This is a genomic window from Chromatiaceae bacterium (assembly GCA_024235395.1).
Lineage (GTDB): Bacteria > Pseudomonadota > Gammaproteobacteria > Chromatiales > Chromatiaceae > Thiosocius.
The window spans coordinates 246,210-261,251 of sequence record JACKMK010000001.1 but is presented as its reverse complement, the minus strand read 5'-3'; the positions used below and the strand labels follow the sequence as shown (position 1 = coordinate 261,251).

The following is a 15,042-nucleotide window of genomic DNA, read 5'->3' as shown; positions in this document are numbered from 1 at the left end:
TTGCGCGTTTACGCGGACTGGTTCTCGAGGGCCTGTGTGAGCTCCATCCGAACGGCCTCGGACAAGGATCTCGCGGGCGCCCTGCGCAAGATCCGGGCGAACCGTGCACGCAGCGGCAGGGCGTCTGCGACGCAGCGCTGAATCGCCAGGATGCTCGCCAGGTAGTCTTCGAAAGTCTCGCGATTCAGTGCGCGCCGGGCGGTGTTCACCGCCTGGCGTACATGGGTGAGCACCGCGGACGGATTCAGGCGGAGGACCTCCCGGGTCAGCTTTCGCGTTCTGTTGAGTGCGTCGTCGAACAGCTGCGTGGTCGTTCGGGCCCGGCTTGCCATCGATTCGCGCATGATCTGTTTCACGAACTGGCGGACCTGCGGTGGATGCAGTCCGCCGCTGCGCGTGCGAAAGGAGACCAACACGAGGAACGGCAGCTGAACCAGCCGGTCCCAGTCATGCAGACTGAACTGTGTCTGTATCATCAGTCGATATCGTAAGAGAGGGCGACTGTCCGCGCACTCTGCGACCCATCGTACAGCGTCTGGATCTGGTTGCTGAGGAAACCGAAGAGGTCGTCCATCGATGCCTTCAGCTCGGCCTGCTGCCGTGGGTCGTAGTCGGGATCTTCGATTTTCAACCTGACATGCAGGCGGCCATTGAAATGATCGTCCCTGTTGCCGTGCGTTGCATGGTTGCGGATCAGGTGTTGCAGGTTCTTGAACATTACGTCCAGGTCTTTCACGACGACGTCCAGGAGGATGCCGAAGGCGGTTTCGTCACCAGTCCGGCTGACCTCGCACACAAGCATCTCTTCCTCTTCGACACGTTCCGCCTCGGCGGCTTTTCGTGCCATCTCGATCACCGCGTCGGCGCCGGAGAGGTGACCGACGATGCGGCCATTGCGGCTCAGCCACAGGGTCGGCGCGATCGGCGCATCGTGCCCGGCAAAATAAGGTTTGATCGCATTGATCATGAACGCGAGCTTCGCCGGGTCGACGTTGTCCGGATCGATCGGGTTGGCCGCATACAGTTCGCCGCGCGCCGGTGCCGCGATGACCAGAAACACGGAATCGAGCTTCTCGTGCGCCTGCTGCAGTGTCGTTTCCGACAGCAGTGCCTCGGCGCAGTAGAAATCGCCTGCGAAGACCAGGCCTTCAACGACCCCGACGCCCTGGTCGGAGAGGTCGAACCTGATCTCCCGCCAACGGCCGCGCTCGGCGAGCCGTTTCTCCAGATTGGCGACGGCGCCGGCGTGCAGGGCAGCGGCTGACAGCGCCGGCCCGAGGCGGTCGGGACTGACGAACACGACCGTCTCGTTCGCATCGATCGCGTAGGCGACGGCGGGTTCGTCGGCGCGCACCTCGGCACCTTCATGGACCGCCCGCGTGACCACTTGACCAGCGGCTTGCGCTGCCCATTCACGGGTCTTCAACAACGGATAGAGGTTGCCGGGCACTTCGTTCAGCGGTGCGGCGGCCGTGCCCGCCACGGGCTGGCTGCGGGCCTGTTCCAACAGCCCGAAGGCGTGCGCAATCATCGCCATTGCGACCTTTTCCTGGTTGCTGACTTTGCTGCCGAATATGCCCAGGAAGCCACCCGATGCCTCGGCGATCGAATGGGCAAAGGCGAGCAGTGTCAATTTGAGTCCCAGCGCGGACTCCTCGGAGAAGGCGTTGTCGATCGCGTCGTTGAGCTCGGCGAGCCGCGCGTTGAGGTCGCCACCCTGTGCGACCAGCTGGCTGACGGCTTCGGTTGTCGAGACGTCCGATTGCTGCATCAGCGCCAGGAGCACCTGGTACTTCTTGCCGCTGAGGAGTTTCTGAAACATCTTCAGCTCTTTGTTGTCCACGTCGCCGTCCGCGGCCGCCACCACGAGAAAGATCAAGACCGGCGCGCGCGCGACGGTCTGACTGAGTTTCCCGGCCGATGTGGCCGCATGGTTTCCTTGCATAACCGGTTCCTCTATGACGTTCGATGGGACGCGTTTCGGCGATCCTGTGGGGCCACCGATCGGATCGGCGGACAGGTCCTCGCATCACCGCCCGTGGAGATCGGCTGCGACGGACGTCTCCAGGTGTGTCGTTGATTGAGGCTATCGACAGGCACGGAAATAGCTGAAGCCGGCCGATTCGGCTTGTTGCGCTGCGACACACCGGTGCCGGATGGTGCGCCGACATCGAGATATCCTGGGCGCTGCCGCTGAAAGCGCTGTGGCCACCGGAAGCTGGGCGGGCATGGAGACATTGGAGAATGGCCGGGCGACGCCGGTATGGGCCTTCGAGAGCCGAATCCACCGTACCGCGTACGGTGGCTCGGCGATGTTGCTGGCGCTTCCGTTCGTTGCGTTCGGCGGTTACCTGTCCCTGGCCGGTTTCGGCTATCTGCCACTGCTTGGCACCGCACATGCCCCGCTATGGGTGATCGGCGCTGTGGGGGTGACGTTCGCGCTCGCGGGCGCGATCCTGCTCGGATACGCGGTGCGTGGGCTGTCGGCCAGACGCCGGGTCGCGGAACTCCAACGGCGCCATGCGGCGCAGCCCTGGCTGCGCGACTATCCCTGGGACCCCCAGGGCATCGAGGATCAGCCGGCCGGTGGCTGGGTCCGTCTGCTCGGTCTCACCGCGGTGGTCGCCGCTCTCGCGGTGCCGTTCAACTGGTGGGCCTTCGCCAGCGGCGAGGGGACCTGGATGGTACGCATCGCCGCCGCCGGGATGGATCTGGTCGTATTGGTGAGCGCGCTCGCCTTCCTGTACCGACTTGCCGCGGCGCTGAAGTTCGGCCGCAGCCGCCTGTCGTTCTCACGGTTTCCGTTTTCCCCGGGCGATGTTCTGTCGGTCGGTCTGTCGCCAAACCGGTTCCCGAACCTGGATGTCACGCTGCGGTTCGTCGAGGAATGGTTCGAGACGCGTGGCCACGGGCGACACCGTCGGGTCACTTTGCGTAGCGCCCAGCGCTGGCAGGCGCGGCAGCGGATCTCGCCGCACCGGCGCGATCCCGAGGTCGCGATCCGCTTTCAGCTCCCGGACAACGCGTCATGGACCACGCGGCTGACAGCGGATCCAGGCATCGCCTATTGGGAACTGCTGGTCGAGGCACAGGGCCCCGGGATCGATTACCGCGCGCGCTTTCCGCTTCCCGTGTACCCGCGCGGGCACGACCGGGTTGCGGTGCCGCGCCGCGCTCGGCCTTTGAGCGGGCGTCGCCTTGCGGCGTATCGGTTCGAACTGGGATTGCCGCTGGCAGTGGCCGCGCTCCTCGGGCTCGCCTGGTACTACGCGCCGCAGACGCTGCTGCGGGCAGGTGCTGCCGCGGCGACGGTCTGGGACGGCGCGCGCCTGTGGATGGCGCTCGAGGCGGTGCCGGGCGTCTATCCCGACGTGATGCGACTGAGCACGGGTCCGGACGGGCGGGTGTGGGTCCTGAGCAAATACGGACTGACGCGGCATGCGTCGGGCGACGAGCAGGAGGTGCTGCTGGATCGCCGGCGCTACCGGGCGCAGTTCGGCGACAAGTTCAATGCCTGGTCCACGCTGTACGTCGATGGCATCGACCAGGCCTGGATCGGTGGCTGGTACGGCGAATTGTTCCGCTACGCGAATGGCAGCTGGTGGCGCCTGAGCGAGCGCGGTGCGCCTCTGGCGGGGCGCATACGAACCATCGCCCGTCGACAGGATGCCGTCTATATGGGTGGTGCCGACGGACTCTGGCGCTGGAGGCCGGTGCACGGACTGGATCGGGTCGAGGGCCTGCCGCCGGGCAACGTGGGCGCACTTCTGGCGATGGCGGACGGCGGCCTGCTGGTCGCCGTCGGCGGGGACATCTTCCGGTATGCCGGTGACAGGGTCGAGCCGCTGGCGACCCTGGGGCCGGGCACACGATCGATCGACGCGATGCGGTGGACGGCGAGCGGTCGACTCCTGGTAGGGACCTCGGACGGACTGGTCGAGCTGTCGCCCGGCGGTGAGGTGCTGCGGCGTGGATTGCAGGGTATCCGTATCGCCGCGGTCGAACCGCACGCGGACAGGATCTGGGCCGGTACCTGGGGCGACGGACTCTACCTCGGCAAAGGCACCAGCTGGCGGCGCGTCGCCGCCGGCGCGCTGTCGGGTGACCGGGTCAGCGGGTTCGCTGTGGATGCACAGGGAGGTACCTGGATCGGTCTGTACGGCGGCGGGCTGCTGCACGCGGATTCGGTCGAGCGGCTGACAGCGGACGACGATTGATGCCGGGCGGATCTTTGCCGGGCGCTATACCGATCGACCGCCGGGGCTGTCCCGGGGACAATGTCAGCCTTTGCGCACCGAACAGACATGCCGATGTCGTCCATCATCCAGCGAATCGCCGGGATAGCCGTCTGTGCCCTGTTGCCGATGTGCTGCGGGTCGGCGTCGTCCGACGAGCCCATCCGGATCTTCGATGCACATTCCCACTACAAGTCCGAAGACGCCGGCGTCTTTGCACCGCAGGACGTCATCCGGATCATGGACCGCGAAGGCATCGACCGCATGGTGGTCGTCGGCGAACCGCCGGCGCGCGTGCAGTCGCTGTACCGGCTCGCGCCATCGCGCATCGTGCCGTTTCTGGGCCTGTACGAGGACTACACGCAGAAGGCGAGCTGGATGCATGATCCGACGCTCCCCGGGCGGCTGCGCGCACTGCTGGACACCGGCACCTACAGGGGTATCGGCGAGATCCATCTGTTCGCCGGCGACAAGGCGAACCCGGTTTTCAGAGAGATCGTCGGCCTGGCGGCGGACCGCGGCTTGCCGATCCTGTTGCACGGCGATGCCGAGGTGGTGCAACAGGTCTTCGAATGGCACCCGGCGGCAACCGTGATATGGGCGCATCTCGGTACGCAACCTGATCCGACACTGGTCGACGCGATGCTGCGCAGGTTCCCGCTAGGTCTGTACGTCGACACCTCGGTGCGCGACGAGCGGTTCACCGAGAACGGTGCACTGAAACCGGCCTGGAGGTCGTTGTTCACTCGGCACGCCGACCGGATACTGGTGGCGATCGACACCTTCTACGTGAAACGCTGGCAGGGTATCGCAGAGGTCACCGCAAGGATCCGGCACTGGCTCGCACAGCTCCCGCCCGAGGTTGCCGACAGGCTCGCGCATGCCAACGCCGACCGGCTGTTCCGGACGGAAGCGGCGGCGGCCGGTGCACCGGTGGATGCAGTACCCACCGGCCGTCGGTTCGACTGAAGGCAGAGGACCGCACCGGCCGGGCCTGCGGTGACCCCGCTGTCGACATGCAGAGACCGAACGGTGCTATCGTTTCCAGACCGCCGCTCGATGCCCCGTCAGCCGGCCGGACTCCCCGGGCATGGCGATCCGCCGACTACCGTCCTCGATGCCATGGGGAACTGCAGATGCCGACGACGCTCGCATTCGATATCTACGGCACCCTGATCGATACCCACGGTGTCGTGAACGCATTGCGCGCGATCGTCGGCGAGCGCACCGAGGCGTTCTCTTCGACCTGGCGCGACAAGCAGCTCGAATACGCCTTCCGGCGAGGCCTGATGCGGAACTACGTCGATTTCGCGGTATGTACGCGTCAGGCGCTCGATTACACCTGTGCCGTGAACGGCATCGCGATGTCCGGAGAGCAGAAAGGGGCGTTGCTCGCCGAGTATCGGTGTCTGCCGGCATTCCCCGACGTCGGTGACGGCCTGGCGCAGCTGCGCGATGCCGGCTTTCGCCTGTACGCATTCTCGAACGGTACCGAGTCCGCGGTGGCGGCATTGCTGACCGGCGCCGGCATCGCCGATTTCTTCATCGATATCGTCAGCGTCGACGACCTGGCGTCGTTCAAGCCCGATCCGGCAGTCTACGATCTGTTCCTGCGTCGGGCAGGGACGAGCGGAGACGCTGCGTGGCTGGTGTCGAGCAACCCGTTCGACGTCATCGGTGCGATCTCGGCCGGGATGCGTGCGGCATGGCTGCGGCGGTCGCCGGATGCCGTGTTCGACCCCTGGGACATGGCGCCGACGGCGACGGTCGCCGGCCTGGGCGAATTGAAAGCGGTGATCGGGGGCCACCATTCAGACCGCGCGCCGTGACCCGCCGGGCGAGAAGCCGGGTGTGAAGCGCGGATTCAAGGCACTCAGCGGGCCCGGTGTACCGGATCATGGGTCTCGTTCGTGGCGACGCGGCGTATCGGAGATCCGCGCTCAGCGGATCAGCACGGAGGCATTTCGCGTTTGCCGAACCCTTCGGGTAGCCCATTCAACGCGATGTTCAGCCAGCGGTCGTCGAAGCATTGCCATTGTGCCTCTTCGGGGCCGCCCGAATGACTGATCGGGAACTCGAGCAACTCGAACGGCACCTGCAGATGGTTGGCGATTGCGTACACGGTCTTGGCCGGCACCACTTCGTCCTCGAGACCGAGGGCGAGCAGCGTGGGGCAGGTGACGCGATCGGCGAAGTTGACCGTATCGAAATAACGCAACACCAGCATGACATCCTCGGCGTGGTCGGGCCGGCGTGCCAGGTAGGCGCCGATCTCGGCGCCGGACCCGGAGCGGACGAACAGGTTGCGGCCCTCGGCCCAGCCAAAGGTCGGCACGCCGACCGCGAGCAGGTCCGCTTCACCCATCACTGCCTGCGCCATCAGTGCCAGTCCGCCGGCAAAACTGACCCCTTCGAATACCGTTTTCGTCACACGTTCTCGGAGCAATCCCTGCGCAACGCGCGCGGCCTGCATGTAGTCGCAAACGGCCTGCCTGATGACCGAGGTTTCAGGGGTCTCGATGCCGGTCAGTACATAACCCCAGCGTGATGGATGCGGCAGGGCGCCGGCCGATAGGCCGCAGCCGCGGATATCGACGCTGATCACATTCACGCCACGCGCCGCCCAGTCCCAGCGTGGTGTGCAGTGTCCGCCGTAGCCGTGGCTGCCGACGACCAGGGGGCGCGGTCGGTCATCGCGCCAATGCAGCATGTGAGCGGATATGCGCGCGCGTCCGAGCGACATGAAGCCGACCCGCTCGAGTGCAACAGCCGGTGGTCCGCCATCTTCGGTGGTGGCCAGGCGCTCGACGGCGGGGTCCAGTTGTTCGAGCTGCAGCCGCGTGCTGTCCCAGAAGGCGTCGAAGTCTTCAGGTCGGGTCAACGCTGGCTTGAAACGATGCCGCATCCGCTAAACTTAACATGCGAGCCCGGCCGATCGGCAGCTGGCGTCGGGCGTACATGGTTCCATGTGGCGGGTGGGCGATGGTATCGATCGACACACTCAGGGGGCTGCCGTTGTTGCGCGGCCTGAGCGACAGCGTTCTGCAATCGCTCGCTGATGCGGCGCGCATCGTGGAGCTCGAAAACAATGCCCTGGTGACCCGTCAGCACGACCGGGCGATCGCGTTGTTCGTGTTGCTCTCCGGGCAGGTGCAATTCCTGATCGAGGTCGACGGCAGCGGCAGACTGCTGGTGGGCGTGGGACACGAGCCCGGTCTGATCATCGGCTGGTCAGTGCTTCGCGCACCCTACCGTTACATGACCGACGTGCGCTGTGCGGGTCCGTGCCGGCTCCTGCGATTCCCGCATCACGTGATCGATGCCCTGGTCGAGGACGATCCTGCAAGCGGGTTGAAACTCCTGCGCCGGGTTACCGAATCGCTCGCGGCGCGGCTCGAACTGGAACGCTCCGGGTTACTCAAAACGGCTGATGCCCGCTCGGCGCAACCCGACATCTTGCCCGAGCCGGCGCGTCAGCCTGACAGTCCCTGGACCATCGACCGTCTGCGGGAGTCGCAGCCGATGCTCGACTTCCTGGCTCACTCGGCGTTGTTCGAAGGGTTCGAGCCACGCCTGCTCGACTGGTTGGCACACCAGGCATCGATCAGGACACTGGCGCCGAATGATGAACTGTTCAGGCAGGATGGCATTGCCGACGCCATCTATCTGCTGGTAGACGGACGGATCGCGTTTTCCTACTGCGACGCAGGCGGCGAGCGCTGCGTCTATCTCCGCGCGATGGAGGGCGTGGGCGACCTGATCGGTTGGTCGGCGCTGGTCGATCCGCGGCGCTACCATACCTTGGCCTTCGCGCTGGAGCTGACGCACGTGGTCGCTCTGCCCAGTGACACCCTGCAGCGGCTCTGCGAGCAGGAACCGGAGATCGGTGTGCGCATCATGCGCCGGGTACTGCACGCGATCAGTTCCCGGCTGCGATTCAACCGGGTCCGGCTGGTCGCCCGGCGTTATGGCGAAGAGGTCCGCGCGATGCGTACCCTGCTCGATCAGGCCGCGGAATCACTGCCGGTCAGTTCGCCGCTACACAAGATTCCCTACCTCCTGGAGAATCGCCTGACCCTGTCGGATGCCTTTCATGCATTGGAGCTGACGCGCGCGCACGGTGACGCCACCGAACGCAATCTCGCCGAACTTTCACTCGAACTGTTGCAGGAGGTGCGTCGTGAACTGGATCTGTACCAGGGGTTGCAGCGCACCTATGAGGCAGTTGCGAACGCACCCCCGAGCCTGACACCGGAACAGGTGAGAAGGCGGAGCATGGAGTCGTTCGTGGCGCTGTTCAGCGGGCTGTCTCACCGCGTCCGCGGACAGGATCTGTTGCCCGATGCACCCGGCAACATCGTGATCATGAATCACCTCGAGAACCACATGGACACGATGCTGCCGAACGCGTTCCGCCTGACCCTCGACAGCCATTTCGTCTCCAGCATGATCCTCTTCCGTCGATACGGCGAGGCACCCGTGCGCGTGGTACGCAAACCGGAGATGGGATGGTTTGGCTACCAGCTGTATTTCGACCGGCTCGACTACCTGTATGTCTACCCGGGCGACGTGGACGAGGAAGATCGTGACCAGGCGGTCACGCGTGAGCAGCGAAACCGTCGATTCATCGAACGCGCAACGGAACATCTGCATGCCGGAAGAAATCTGCTGATAGCGCCAGAGGGACGCTGCAACTACACCGAGGCGTCACCCGGTACCTTCAAGGCAGGCGCATTCAGGCTCGCGGCGGCCGTCGACCCCGAGCCGTGGATAGTGCCGATCGCGGTCGCAAACTTCGACAAGCGCCTCACGCGCACGACGACGGCGGCGATCGTCTTTCCACCGTTCCGGCTCTCGGAGCGTCTCGCCGGTAGCGGTGACCAGGCACTGTTCGATTTCGTCGCGACCTTGCAGGCCCAGTATCGCGACCACGTCCGCGAAGCCATCGAACTCGCGGCTATGTGAGCGGCACGCCCGCGCGTGGGGGGCCACGGCGCCGGACGCCGGTTCGCGATCAGTCCGCTCCCGCGGAGCGCGATTCGCCGGTCTCCTCGGAACAGCTCCAACCCATGGTCCTGAGCTTGCGGACGAACGCTTGCGCCTTGCGCTCGCAATAGTTTTCCTCTTTCGTGGCGTCCCACAGCACCCGCGGCATGGCGTGCTCGGTCGACTTGCTGTAGTACACCCGGCATGGCAACTGGGCCGGTGCGTCGGGGTAGAAGACCGTGACCTCGCGTACCAGGTCCGCCTTGCTGCAGACCCAGCCGTCGGCCTGGGCGATGGAGCTGGCGAAAAGGGCTGCGCAGTACGTCAACGGCTTCAGATAGCGCAGTGGCACGGTTCATCTCCTTGGCTTGCAGCGGTGACGGGTGCGGTCCGGGCGTTGCCCGACGGTATCGCGGGTATGGGCGCAGCGGCTCCTCGGCGTCGGCGCAGGAACCCGCAGGTACCCGGGCGATATATCGCAAACCGTCCGCAGCGGCCGCACGGTGTCGGCAGTTTGTGAAACCGTTCACCGTCCGTGCCGTGGATCAAAGTGGCCTGCCGCCGGGAGGGGCGGTTATCTCGCCGGCCCATCATTGGGCGAGGCGCGGCGAACGGTGTGTCTTCCTGCCGCCGTATTGGGCATCACGATCTATGGTTGTGCAAGGCCTTGGCGCGGTGCACCGTCGAACCGGGAATCGTCCGCGCTCGCTCGACCGGATCTCGCCACGCGCTAAAAGATAGGTCTTTTGACTATCTGCGGAATATGATGCGGATTTGGTCCCCAAGGGGGTGGGGCGGATCCTCAGGGCCTCGATATTTCCTGACGGCCCGGCAACGTTCGGTGGCCGCCGCCGGATCTTTGGCCACGAAGGGGATCGGGTCCGTACGGTCAACACGACGAGACGCGGCAGTTCACCCACAAGTCGGCGACCGTATCGAGCGTACGAAGAATGCATGCACGGAGGGGGAGAGATGAAACGAACGACGTTTGCCGGGCGGCCGGTCGGGTTGGGGCCGATCATCGCGATCGTGCTGCTGAGCGCGCTTTGCTCGACGTGGTCGGTGGTCCATGCCGACGATGACAAGCAGGCCAAGCTCGATCAGTTGATGGCGCCTGTGGCGTTGTATCCGGATTCGCTGCTGTCGCAGATCCTGATGGCGTCCACCTACCCGGACCAGGTCGCTGAAGCGGCCAAATGGTCGAAGGATAACCCCGACCAGAAGGGTGACGCCGCGGTCACCGCGGTACAGGACAAGGCCTGGGACCCGAGCGTGGCGTCGCTGGTCGCATTTCCCCAGGCGTTGGCGATGATGGGCGACAAGCCGGACTGGGTAAAGGATATGGGGGATGCGTTCCTTGCCGATCCCGACGACGTCATGGATACGGTTCAGGGATTGCGCAAGAAGGCCAAGGAGGCGGGCAATCTCGAAAACAGCGAACAGCAGAAGGTCGTTGTCGACACCTCGGCCAGCCAGACGGTGATCAAGATCGAGCCAGCCGACCCACAGGTGGTCTATGTGCCTACCTACAACCCGACGATCGTCTACGGGACCTGGTGGTGGCCAGCCTATCCGCCGTACTACTACCCACCGCCCCCGGGATACGGTTTCACCGCGGGCCTGGTCACCGGTATCGGTTTCGGCGTCGGTATCGCGATCACCAACTCCATCTGGGGAGGGTTCGATTGGCATCACCACGATATCGATATCGACGTGAACCGGTACAACAACATCAACATCAATCGCAAGATCGACGTGAACCAGAACAAGGTTTCGTGGAAGCACAATTCGATCAACCGCAAGGGCACGCCGTATGCCGACAAAGCGAGTCGTCAGAAATATGCCCAGAAACTGGATGGTGCGGACAAGCGGCAGGAATTTCGTGGCCGGGACGCCGAGCGGCAGAAAGCGATGGAGGCGATGAAAAGCAAGGGTGTGGATCCGGCCGCGGGTCGCAGCGAACTCAGGGGGTCGGCCGGTGAGAAGGTGCGTACCCAGGTAGGCGAGGCGAACAGGGGCAGGGCCGCAAGCCAGATGTCCCAGGTCGACCGCGGCAGGGGCGCGGCGGCCGGCGCAAAGGTGGGTGACACCGCGAGAACGTCGAAGGCGGGCCGTTCAGGGAATGCGCTCAGCGGTCTGAACAGCGGACGCGACACCCGAAGGAGTGCCGACCGCGGGGCACGCAGCAGCCGTTCGCTGGGCGGCGGAGGCGGGTTCAGCGGTGGGGGAGGTCGCCTCGGTGGTGGCGGCATGGGTGGTGGATTCGGCGGACGCCGCTAGGAGCGACACGATGAAAAGATTCTGCGACACCTTGTGGGCCGGTCTGATCAGTTTGATCGCAACCTTCTTGACGCTGGCGCCGGTATCGGCGGCACAGCAAAGTTTCGCAACCCCTGAAGCCACCGCGAAGGCGCTGGTGGTCGCGGTGGCGCGCGATGATTCGGCGGCCCTGTCGGCCTTGCTCGGCGAGGACTATGCCGATCTGCTGCCGTCGGACGCCGACCGGGCGGATCCGGTCGATGAATTCCTCGCCGCCTGGATGGCGTTCGATACCTTGCAGTCGACATCGCCAGACACCCGGATGCTGGCGGTCGGCGAACACGGTTGGACGCTCCCGATCCCGATCGTCAGGGGCGACCAGGGCTGGCATTTCGACACCGAACGCGGTCGCATACTGATCCGCATGAGACGGATCGGGGCGAACGAACTGTCGACGATTCAGGCAGTACTGGCGTATCACGATGCTCAGGTCGAGTACGCACAACTGGACCGTGACGGCGACGGCGTGCTGGAGTACGCACAGCGTTTCCGCAGTACGCCGGGGACACGCGACGGGCTCTACTGGGACTCTGCGTCCGCTGGAGACGTCAGTCCGCTCGGACCGCTGTTGGCCGAACGTGAACCGGGGACGGCATACCACGGCTATTTCTATCGCATCCTGACGGGGCAGGGCGCCAACGCACCGGGCGGCGCGGAAGATTACGTCGAGCGGGGCAATATGACCGGTGGATTCGGCATCGTTGCCTGGCCGGCCGAATACGGCGACAGCGGCGTGATGAGTTTCATGATGGGACGCGATGGAACGGTGTACGAGGCCGACCTCGGACCTGAAGGAGGCGAGTACGCGGCGGGCATCGCGACCTTCGATCCCGATGCGCGTTGGACGCCATCGCTGGACGCGTTCGACGACGTGGTCGATCTGCGCTGAGCACGGACGGCTGACGCCAGCACACGCAATGCATTGGCGTTGGATGCAGCCGTTCGCGCGGTGTTCCACACAACGGTGCCGCCGCAGGCCGCTTGCGGCGGCGCCTTCGAGATATCCAGAGGACCCTGTATGAGGCTACCGATGCCACTACCGCCAGCCGTGGCGGCGGCACTGTCACTTGCGTTGCCGGTGCCACCGGGCATCGCCCATGCCGAGGACTGGCAGTTCGAGATCACGCCCTACATCTGGGGCGCAACCATCAGTGGTGACCTCGCAACAGGTGGAGACACCCCGGTCAGCGCGCCCGACGTCGGCGATGGGTCTTTTTTTGCGCTCGAGAACCTGCAGGCGGCCTACTTTCTCGCTTTCGAAGCGGGTCGTGATCGCTGGCGGGTCCTGGTCGACACCCTGCATCTCGACTATGCCGACGACGTCAGAGATGGCCGATTGCTCGAGATATCGGCCGAACTCGAGGGATACATGTTCGAGGGTGCAGCGGCCTACCGGCTGGAGAGCCACCCCGACTGGGAACTGCTCGGGGGTGCCCGGTACTTCTCGATCAGGACGTCGCTGGATTCGAATCCGGGCCCTGAGTCGTCGGTCAGGAAAGACTGGGCGGATCCGTTCCTGGGTGTGCGCTACACCCACCGGTTTTCCGACCACTGGCGCGTGCGTGCACGGGCCGATGTCGGCGGCTTTGGCGTCAATGCGGACTCGATGGCCAATCTGGCGATCGAGGCCGATTACAGCCTCACCGACAGTCTGAAACTGCGTGCCGGTTACCGTTATCTGACTGCGGATTTCGAAAGGGACGGCTTCATTTTCGACGTGGCGTTCACAGGGCCGGCGGTCGGGCTGTCGTTCCAGTTCTGACCCTGCCCTTTGCGGGGCCGGTCGAGCGGTCGGGTCGTGTGATGGTGACACGCGCAGCGGCCGGTTGCCGGCAGTCGCCGGAGTCGGACAACGCGATCGTTCAGCGGGCCAGTTTTCGCCGTGGGCTGAACAGGCCAAGGATGCCGTGGCGACCGTGTTCCTGTTCCCAGGTCTGGTATTCCTTCACGACTTGGCGGGCCAGCATCAGCACGCTGCGTACGCTGCGCGCCGCATGGATGTCCTTGCGCAGATCCTCCTGGGTACGAGGGTCTCCCCAGGGTCCGCCTTTGGCCTTGCGAATGAAGCCCTTGACCTGATCCTGCAGGTGCTGGCGCAGGTGCTCGACGATCTCCAGCTCGGCGTCACGGCTGGTCTTTCCGGTCATGTTGCCGACCAGGCGCTCGGCGGTCTTGGGGTCGATCAAACCGACGTGGACACAGTCTTCGCGCAGCAACTGTTGGATCGGCAGGCGTTCGTCGTGAAGCTTTTCTTCCATGCTGCGTACTTCGGGGGCATGGCCGGATGACAGTGGCCGGCGGCGCGCCGGGTTCCGCGCGGCCTTGTCTTCCGTGGGCACGGTCGGGTCCGCGTCGGCAGATTGTGCCGCCGCGACCGGCGACCTGCGCGCCGCGGAATCGCGCAAGGAAGTCTCCAGTAGAACGAGCTGACGTTGCAGCATCGTCGGCAGTGCCGACCAGTCCGGCTCCTCCTGGCCGCCCGTTTCGTGCTCGATCGCCTGACGCACCGCATCCTGGTAGATCCGCAGGCAACGCGCGTCGCGTACGCCGAGGCGGGCCAACAGCATCACCACCTCGGCGGCAATGTTCATGTCCACGGACTCTTTCATGGCACCGGCCTCGCAACGCTGCTCATCGATGCGTATCGGCCGGGCAGCGACCGAATTGAGCGGACCTGTATCGACCGCCGTGCACCCCATTCGGTGCGAAAGGGTCTGAGACCGGGTGGATGTGTTCGCGAACGCTTGCGGTGACCACGGTTTCGCCTCCGGGTCATGTACCGGGCACCTTTGGACAGCAACCGTGTGTGGCCGGTGTCACCGGGGCGCACCGTCGCGCAGACGTTCCAATACGATCGGCGCGATCTGCGCGAGAACACCGGATGGCAGGCGCATGCCGATCTCCTCGCGGACGTAGCGGGCCAGTGCATGCGTATCCACGGGAGCGGGCGAACAGCGGCTCGCCAGCACCGTGAGATCCTCGACGATCGCCCAGGGATAGGTGATCCAGCGCCAGTTGCGGATACGTTGGGCGTGGTAGTCGGGCGCCAGGCTCGCGGTCAGTTTGTGGTGCAGCACCGCGGTGCGCAGCGCGGCCGGCGTTCCGTGCTCCCTCAGGTGGTGCAGTGCGGCCGTGAAGGTGTCACCGGAATCGCTGACGTCGTCGACCAGCAGCACCCGCCGGTCGTCGATCTCCAACGGCAGCGGGTAGCGCACGATCGCGTTCGGCGTCCGGTCCGGTCCACGGTAGTGCTCGATCTTGAGACTGACGAGCGCCATGATGCCGAAGTAGTCGGCCAGCAGCCGCGCCACGGGATAGCCGCCGCGCGCGATGGCGATGATCAGGTCCGGTGTGTAACCCGAGTCCGCGATGCGCCTGTACAGCGTGCCGCAAAGCCGTTCGAAGCGTCGCCAGCTGATGAATTCGTACGCCATCTTTCCCACCCCTTCGGTCGAACGACGCGGCGACGGCCGCTATAGCGCCAGGGTCACGCGCACCACGC

The 15,042-nt window shown here is 65.1% G+C and carries 13 protein-coding genes; 7 read left to right on the top strand and 6 right to left on the bottom strand.

Annotated elements, in window-relative coordinates; genetic code table 11:
• Positions 1–8 precede the first annotated feature (8 nt).
• Both H6955_01185 and H6955_01180 read right to left on the bottom strand, forming a co-directional pair.
• The gene (locus H6955_01185) at positions 9–476 is read right to left on the bottom strand and encodes a hypothetical protein (GenBank protein MCP5312137.1); all 468 of its coding nucleotides are present in this window, start codon (positions 474–476) and stop codon (positions 9–11) included.
• A complete protein-coding gene (locus tag H6955_01180; protein MCP5312136.1) occupies positions 476–1,945 on the bottom strand; it encodes a TerB family tellurite resistance protein in 1,470 nt (489 codons plus the stop codon). Before H6955_01180 ends, H6955_01185 begins: the two co-directional genes overlap by 1 nt.
• 283 nt (positions 1,946–2,228) lie before the next feature.
• On the opposite strand from H6955_01180, the gene H6955_01175 reads away from it, so the two are divergent.
• The 3 genes from H6955_01175 (at position 2,229) to H6955_01165 (ending at position 6,064) form a co-directional block, all read left to right on the top strand.
• A complete protein-coding gene (locus H6955_01175) occupies positions 2,229–4,217 on the top strand; it encodes a hypothetical protein (GenBank protein ID MCP5312135.1) in 1,989 nt (662 codons plus the stop codon).
• Between the two features lie 93 nt (positions 4,218–4,310).
• The gene (locus H6955_01170) at positions 4,311–5,204 is read left to right on the top strand and encodes an amidohydrolase family protein (GenBank protein MCP5312134.1); all 894 of its coding nucleotides are present in this window, start codon (positions 4,311–4,313) and stop codon (positions 5,202–5,204) included.
• A gap of 167 nt (positions 5,205–5,371) precedes the next feature.
• Positions 5,372–6,064 (top strand): haloacid dehalogenase type II, encoded by a 693-nt coding sequence (locus tag H6955_01165; protein MCP5312133.1) that lies wholly within the window; start codon positions 5,372–5,374, stop codon positions 6,062–6,064.
• A gap of 119 nt (positions 6,065–6,183) precedes the next feature.
• On the opposite strand, the gene H6955_01160 is transcribed toward H6955_01165, so the two are convergent.
• Positions 6,184–7,116 (bottom strand): acetylxylan esterase, encoded by a 933-nt coding sequence (locus tag H6955_01160; GenBank protein ID MCP5312132.1) that lies wholly within the window; start codon positions 7,114–7,116, stop codon positions 6,184–6,186.
• A gap of 101 nt (positions 7,117–7,217) precedes the next feature.
• On the opposite strand from H6955_01160, the gene H6955_01155 reads away from it, so the two are divergent.
• Complete coding sequence (locus H6955_01155) at positions 7,218–9,200, top strand: cyclic nucleotide-binding domain-containing protein (GenBank protein ID MCP5312131.1); 1,983 nt, start codon at positions 7,218–7,220, stop codon at positions 9,198–9,200.
• A gap of 49 nt (positions 9,201–9,249) precedes the next feature.
• Here H6955_01155 and H6955_01150 read toward each other — a convergent pair whose 3' ends face one another.
• A complete protein-coding gene (locus tag H6955_01150) occupies positions 9,250–9,573 on the bottom strand; it encodes a hypothetical protein (protein ID MCP5312130.1) in 324 nt (107 codons plus the stop codon).
• 620 nt (positions 9,574–10,193) lie between these two features.
• Between H6955_01150 and H6955_01145 the strand changes: the two genes are divergently transcribed.
• From H6955_01145 to H6955_01135, 3 genes are all read left to right on the top strand, one after another.
• Entirely contained in the window at positions 10,194–11,501 is a 1,308-nt protein-coding gene (locus tag H6955_01145) for a DUF3300 domain-containing protein (GenBank protein MCP5312129.1), read from the top strand.
• A gap of 10 nt (positions 11,502–11,511) precedes the next feature.
• Complete coding sequence (locus H6955_01140) at positions 11,512–12,429, top strand: DUF2950 domain-containing protein (protein ID MCP5312128.1); 918 nt, start codon at positions 11,512–11,514, stop codon at positions 12,427–12,429.
• Between the two features lie 141 nt (positions 12,430–12,570).
• Positions 12,571–13,302: a hypothetical protein gene (locus H6955_01135; protein ID MCP5312127.1), complete on the top strand. Its 732-nt coding sequence runs from the start codon at positions 12,571–12,573 to the stop codon at positions 13,300–13,302.
• 100 nt (positions 13,303–13,402) lie between these two features.
• On the opposite strand, the gene H6955_01130 is transcribed toward H6955_01135, so the two are convergent.
• Together H6955_01130 and H6955_01125 are read right to left on the bottom strand one after the other, a co-directional pair.
• Complete coding sequence (locus H6955_01130) at positions 13,403–14,149, bottom strand: hypothetical protein (protein ID MCP5312126.1); 747 nt, start codon at positions 14,147–14,149, stop codon at positions 13,403–13,405.
• Between the two features lie 207 nt (positions 14,150–14,356).
• Positions 14,357–14,974 (bottom strand): phosphoribosyltransferase, encoded by a 618-nt coding sequence (locus H6955_01125; protein MCP5312125.1) that lies wholly within the window; start codon positions 14,972–14,974, stop codon positions 14,357–14,359.
• Between the last annotated feature and the right edge of the window lie 68 nt (positions 14,975–15,042).

Coding starts and splice junctions, on each gene's coding strand:
- H6955_01180 (MCP5312136.1), bottom strand. CDS start 1,945: ATGCAAGGAAACCATGCGGCCACATCGGCCGGGAAACTCAGTCAGACC.
- H6955_01140 (MCP5312128.1), top strand. CDS start 11,512: ATGAAAAGATTCTGCGACACCTTGTGGGCCGGTCTGATCAGTTTGATC.
- H6955_01175 (MCP5312135.1), top strand. CDS start 2,229: ATGGAGACATTGGAGAATGGCCGGGCGACGCCGGTATGGGCCTTCGAG.
- H6955_01185 (MCP5312137.1), bottom strand. CDS start 476: ATGATACAGACACAGTTCAGTCTGCATGACTGGGACCGGCTGGTTCAG.
- H6955_01165 (MCP5312133.1), top strand. CDS start 5,372: ATGCCGACGACGCTCGCATTCGATATCTACGGCACCCTGATCGATACC.
- H6955_01170 (MCP5312134.1), top strand. CDS start 4,311: ATGTCGTCCATCATCCAGCGAATCGCCGGGATAGCCGTCTGTGCCCTG.
- H6955_01125 (MCP5312125.1), bottom strand. CDS start 14,974: ATGGCGTACGAATTCATCAGCTGGCGACGCTTCGAACGGCTTTGCGGC.
- H6955_01130 (MCP5312126.1), bottom strand. CDS start 14,149: ATGAAAGAGTCCGTGGACATGAACATTGCCGCCGAGGTGGTGATGCTG.
- H6955_01135 (MCP5312127.1), top strand. CDS start 12,571: ATGCCACTACCGCCAGCCGTGGCGGCGGCACTGTCACTTGCGTTGCCG.
- H6955_01145 (MCP5312129.1), top strand. CDS start 10,194: ATGAAACGAACGACGTTTGCCGGGCGGCCGGTCGGGTTGGGGCCGATC.
- H6955_01155 (MCP5312131.1), top strand. CDS start 7,218: ATGGTATCGATCGACACACTCAGGGGGCTGCCGTTGTTGCGCGGCCTG.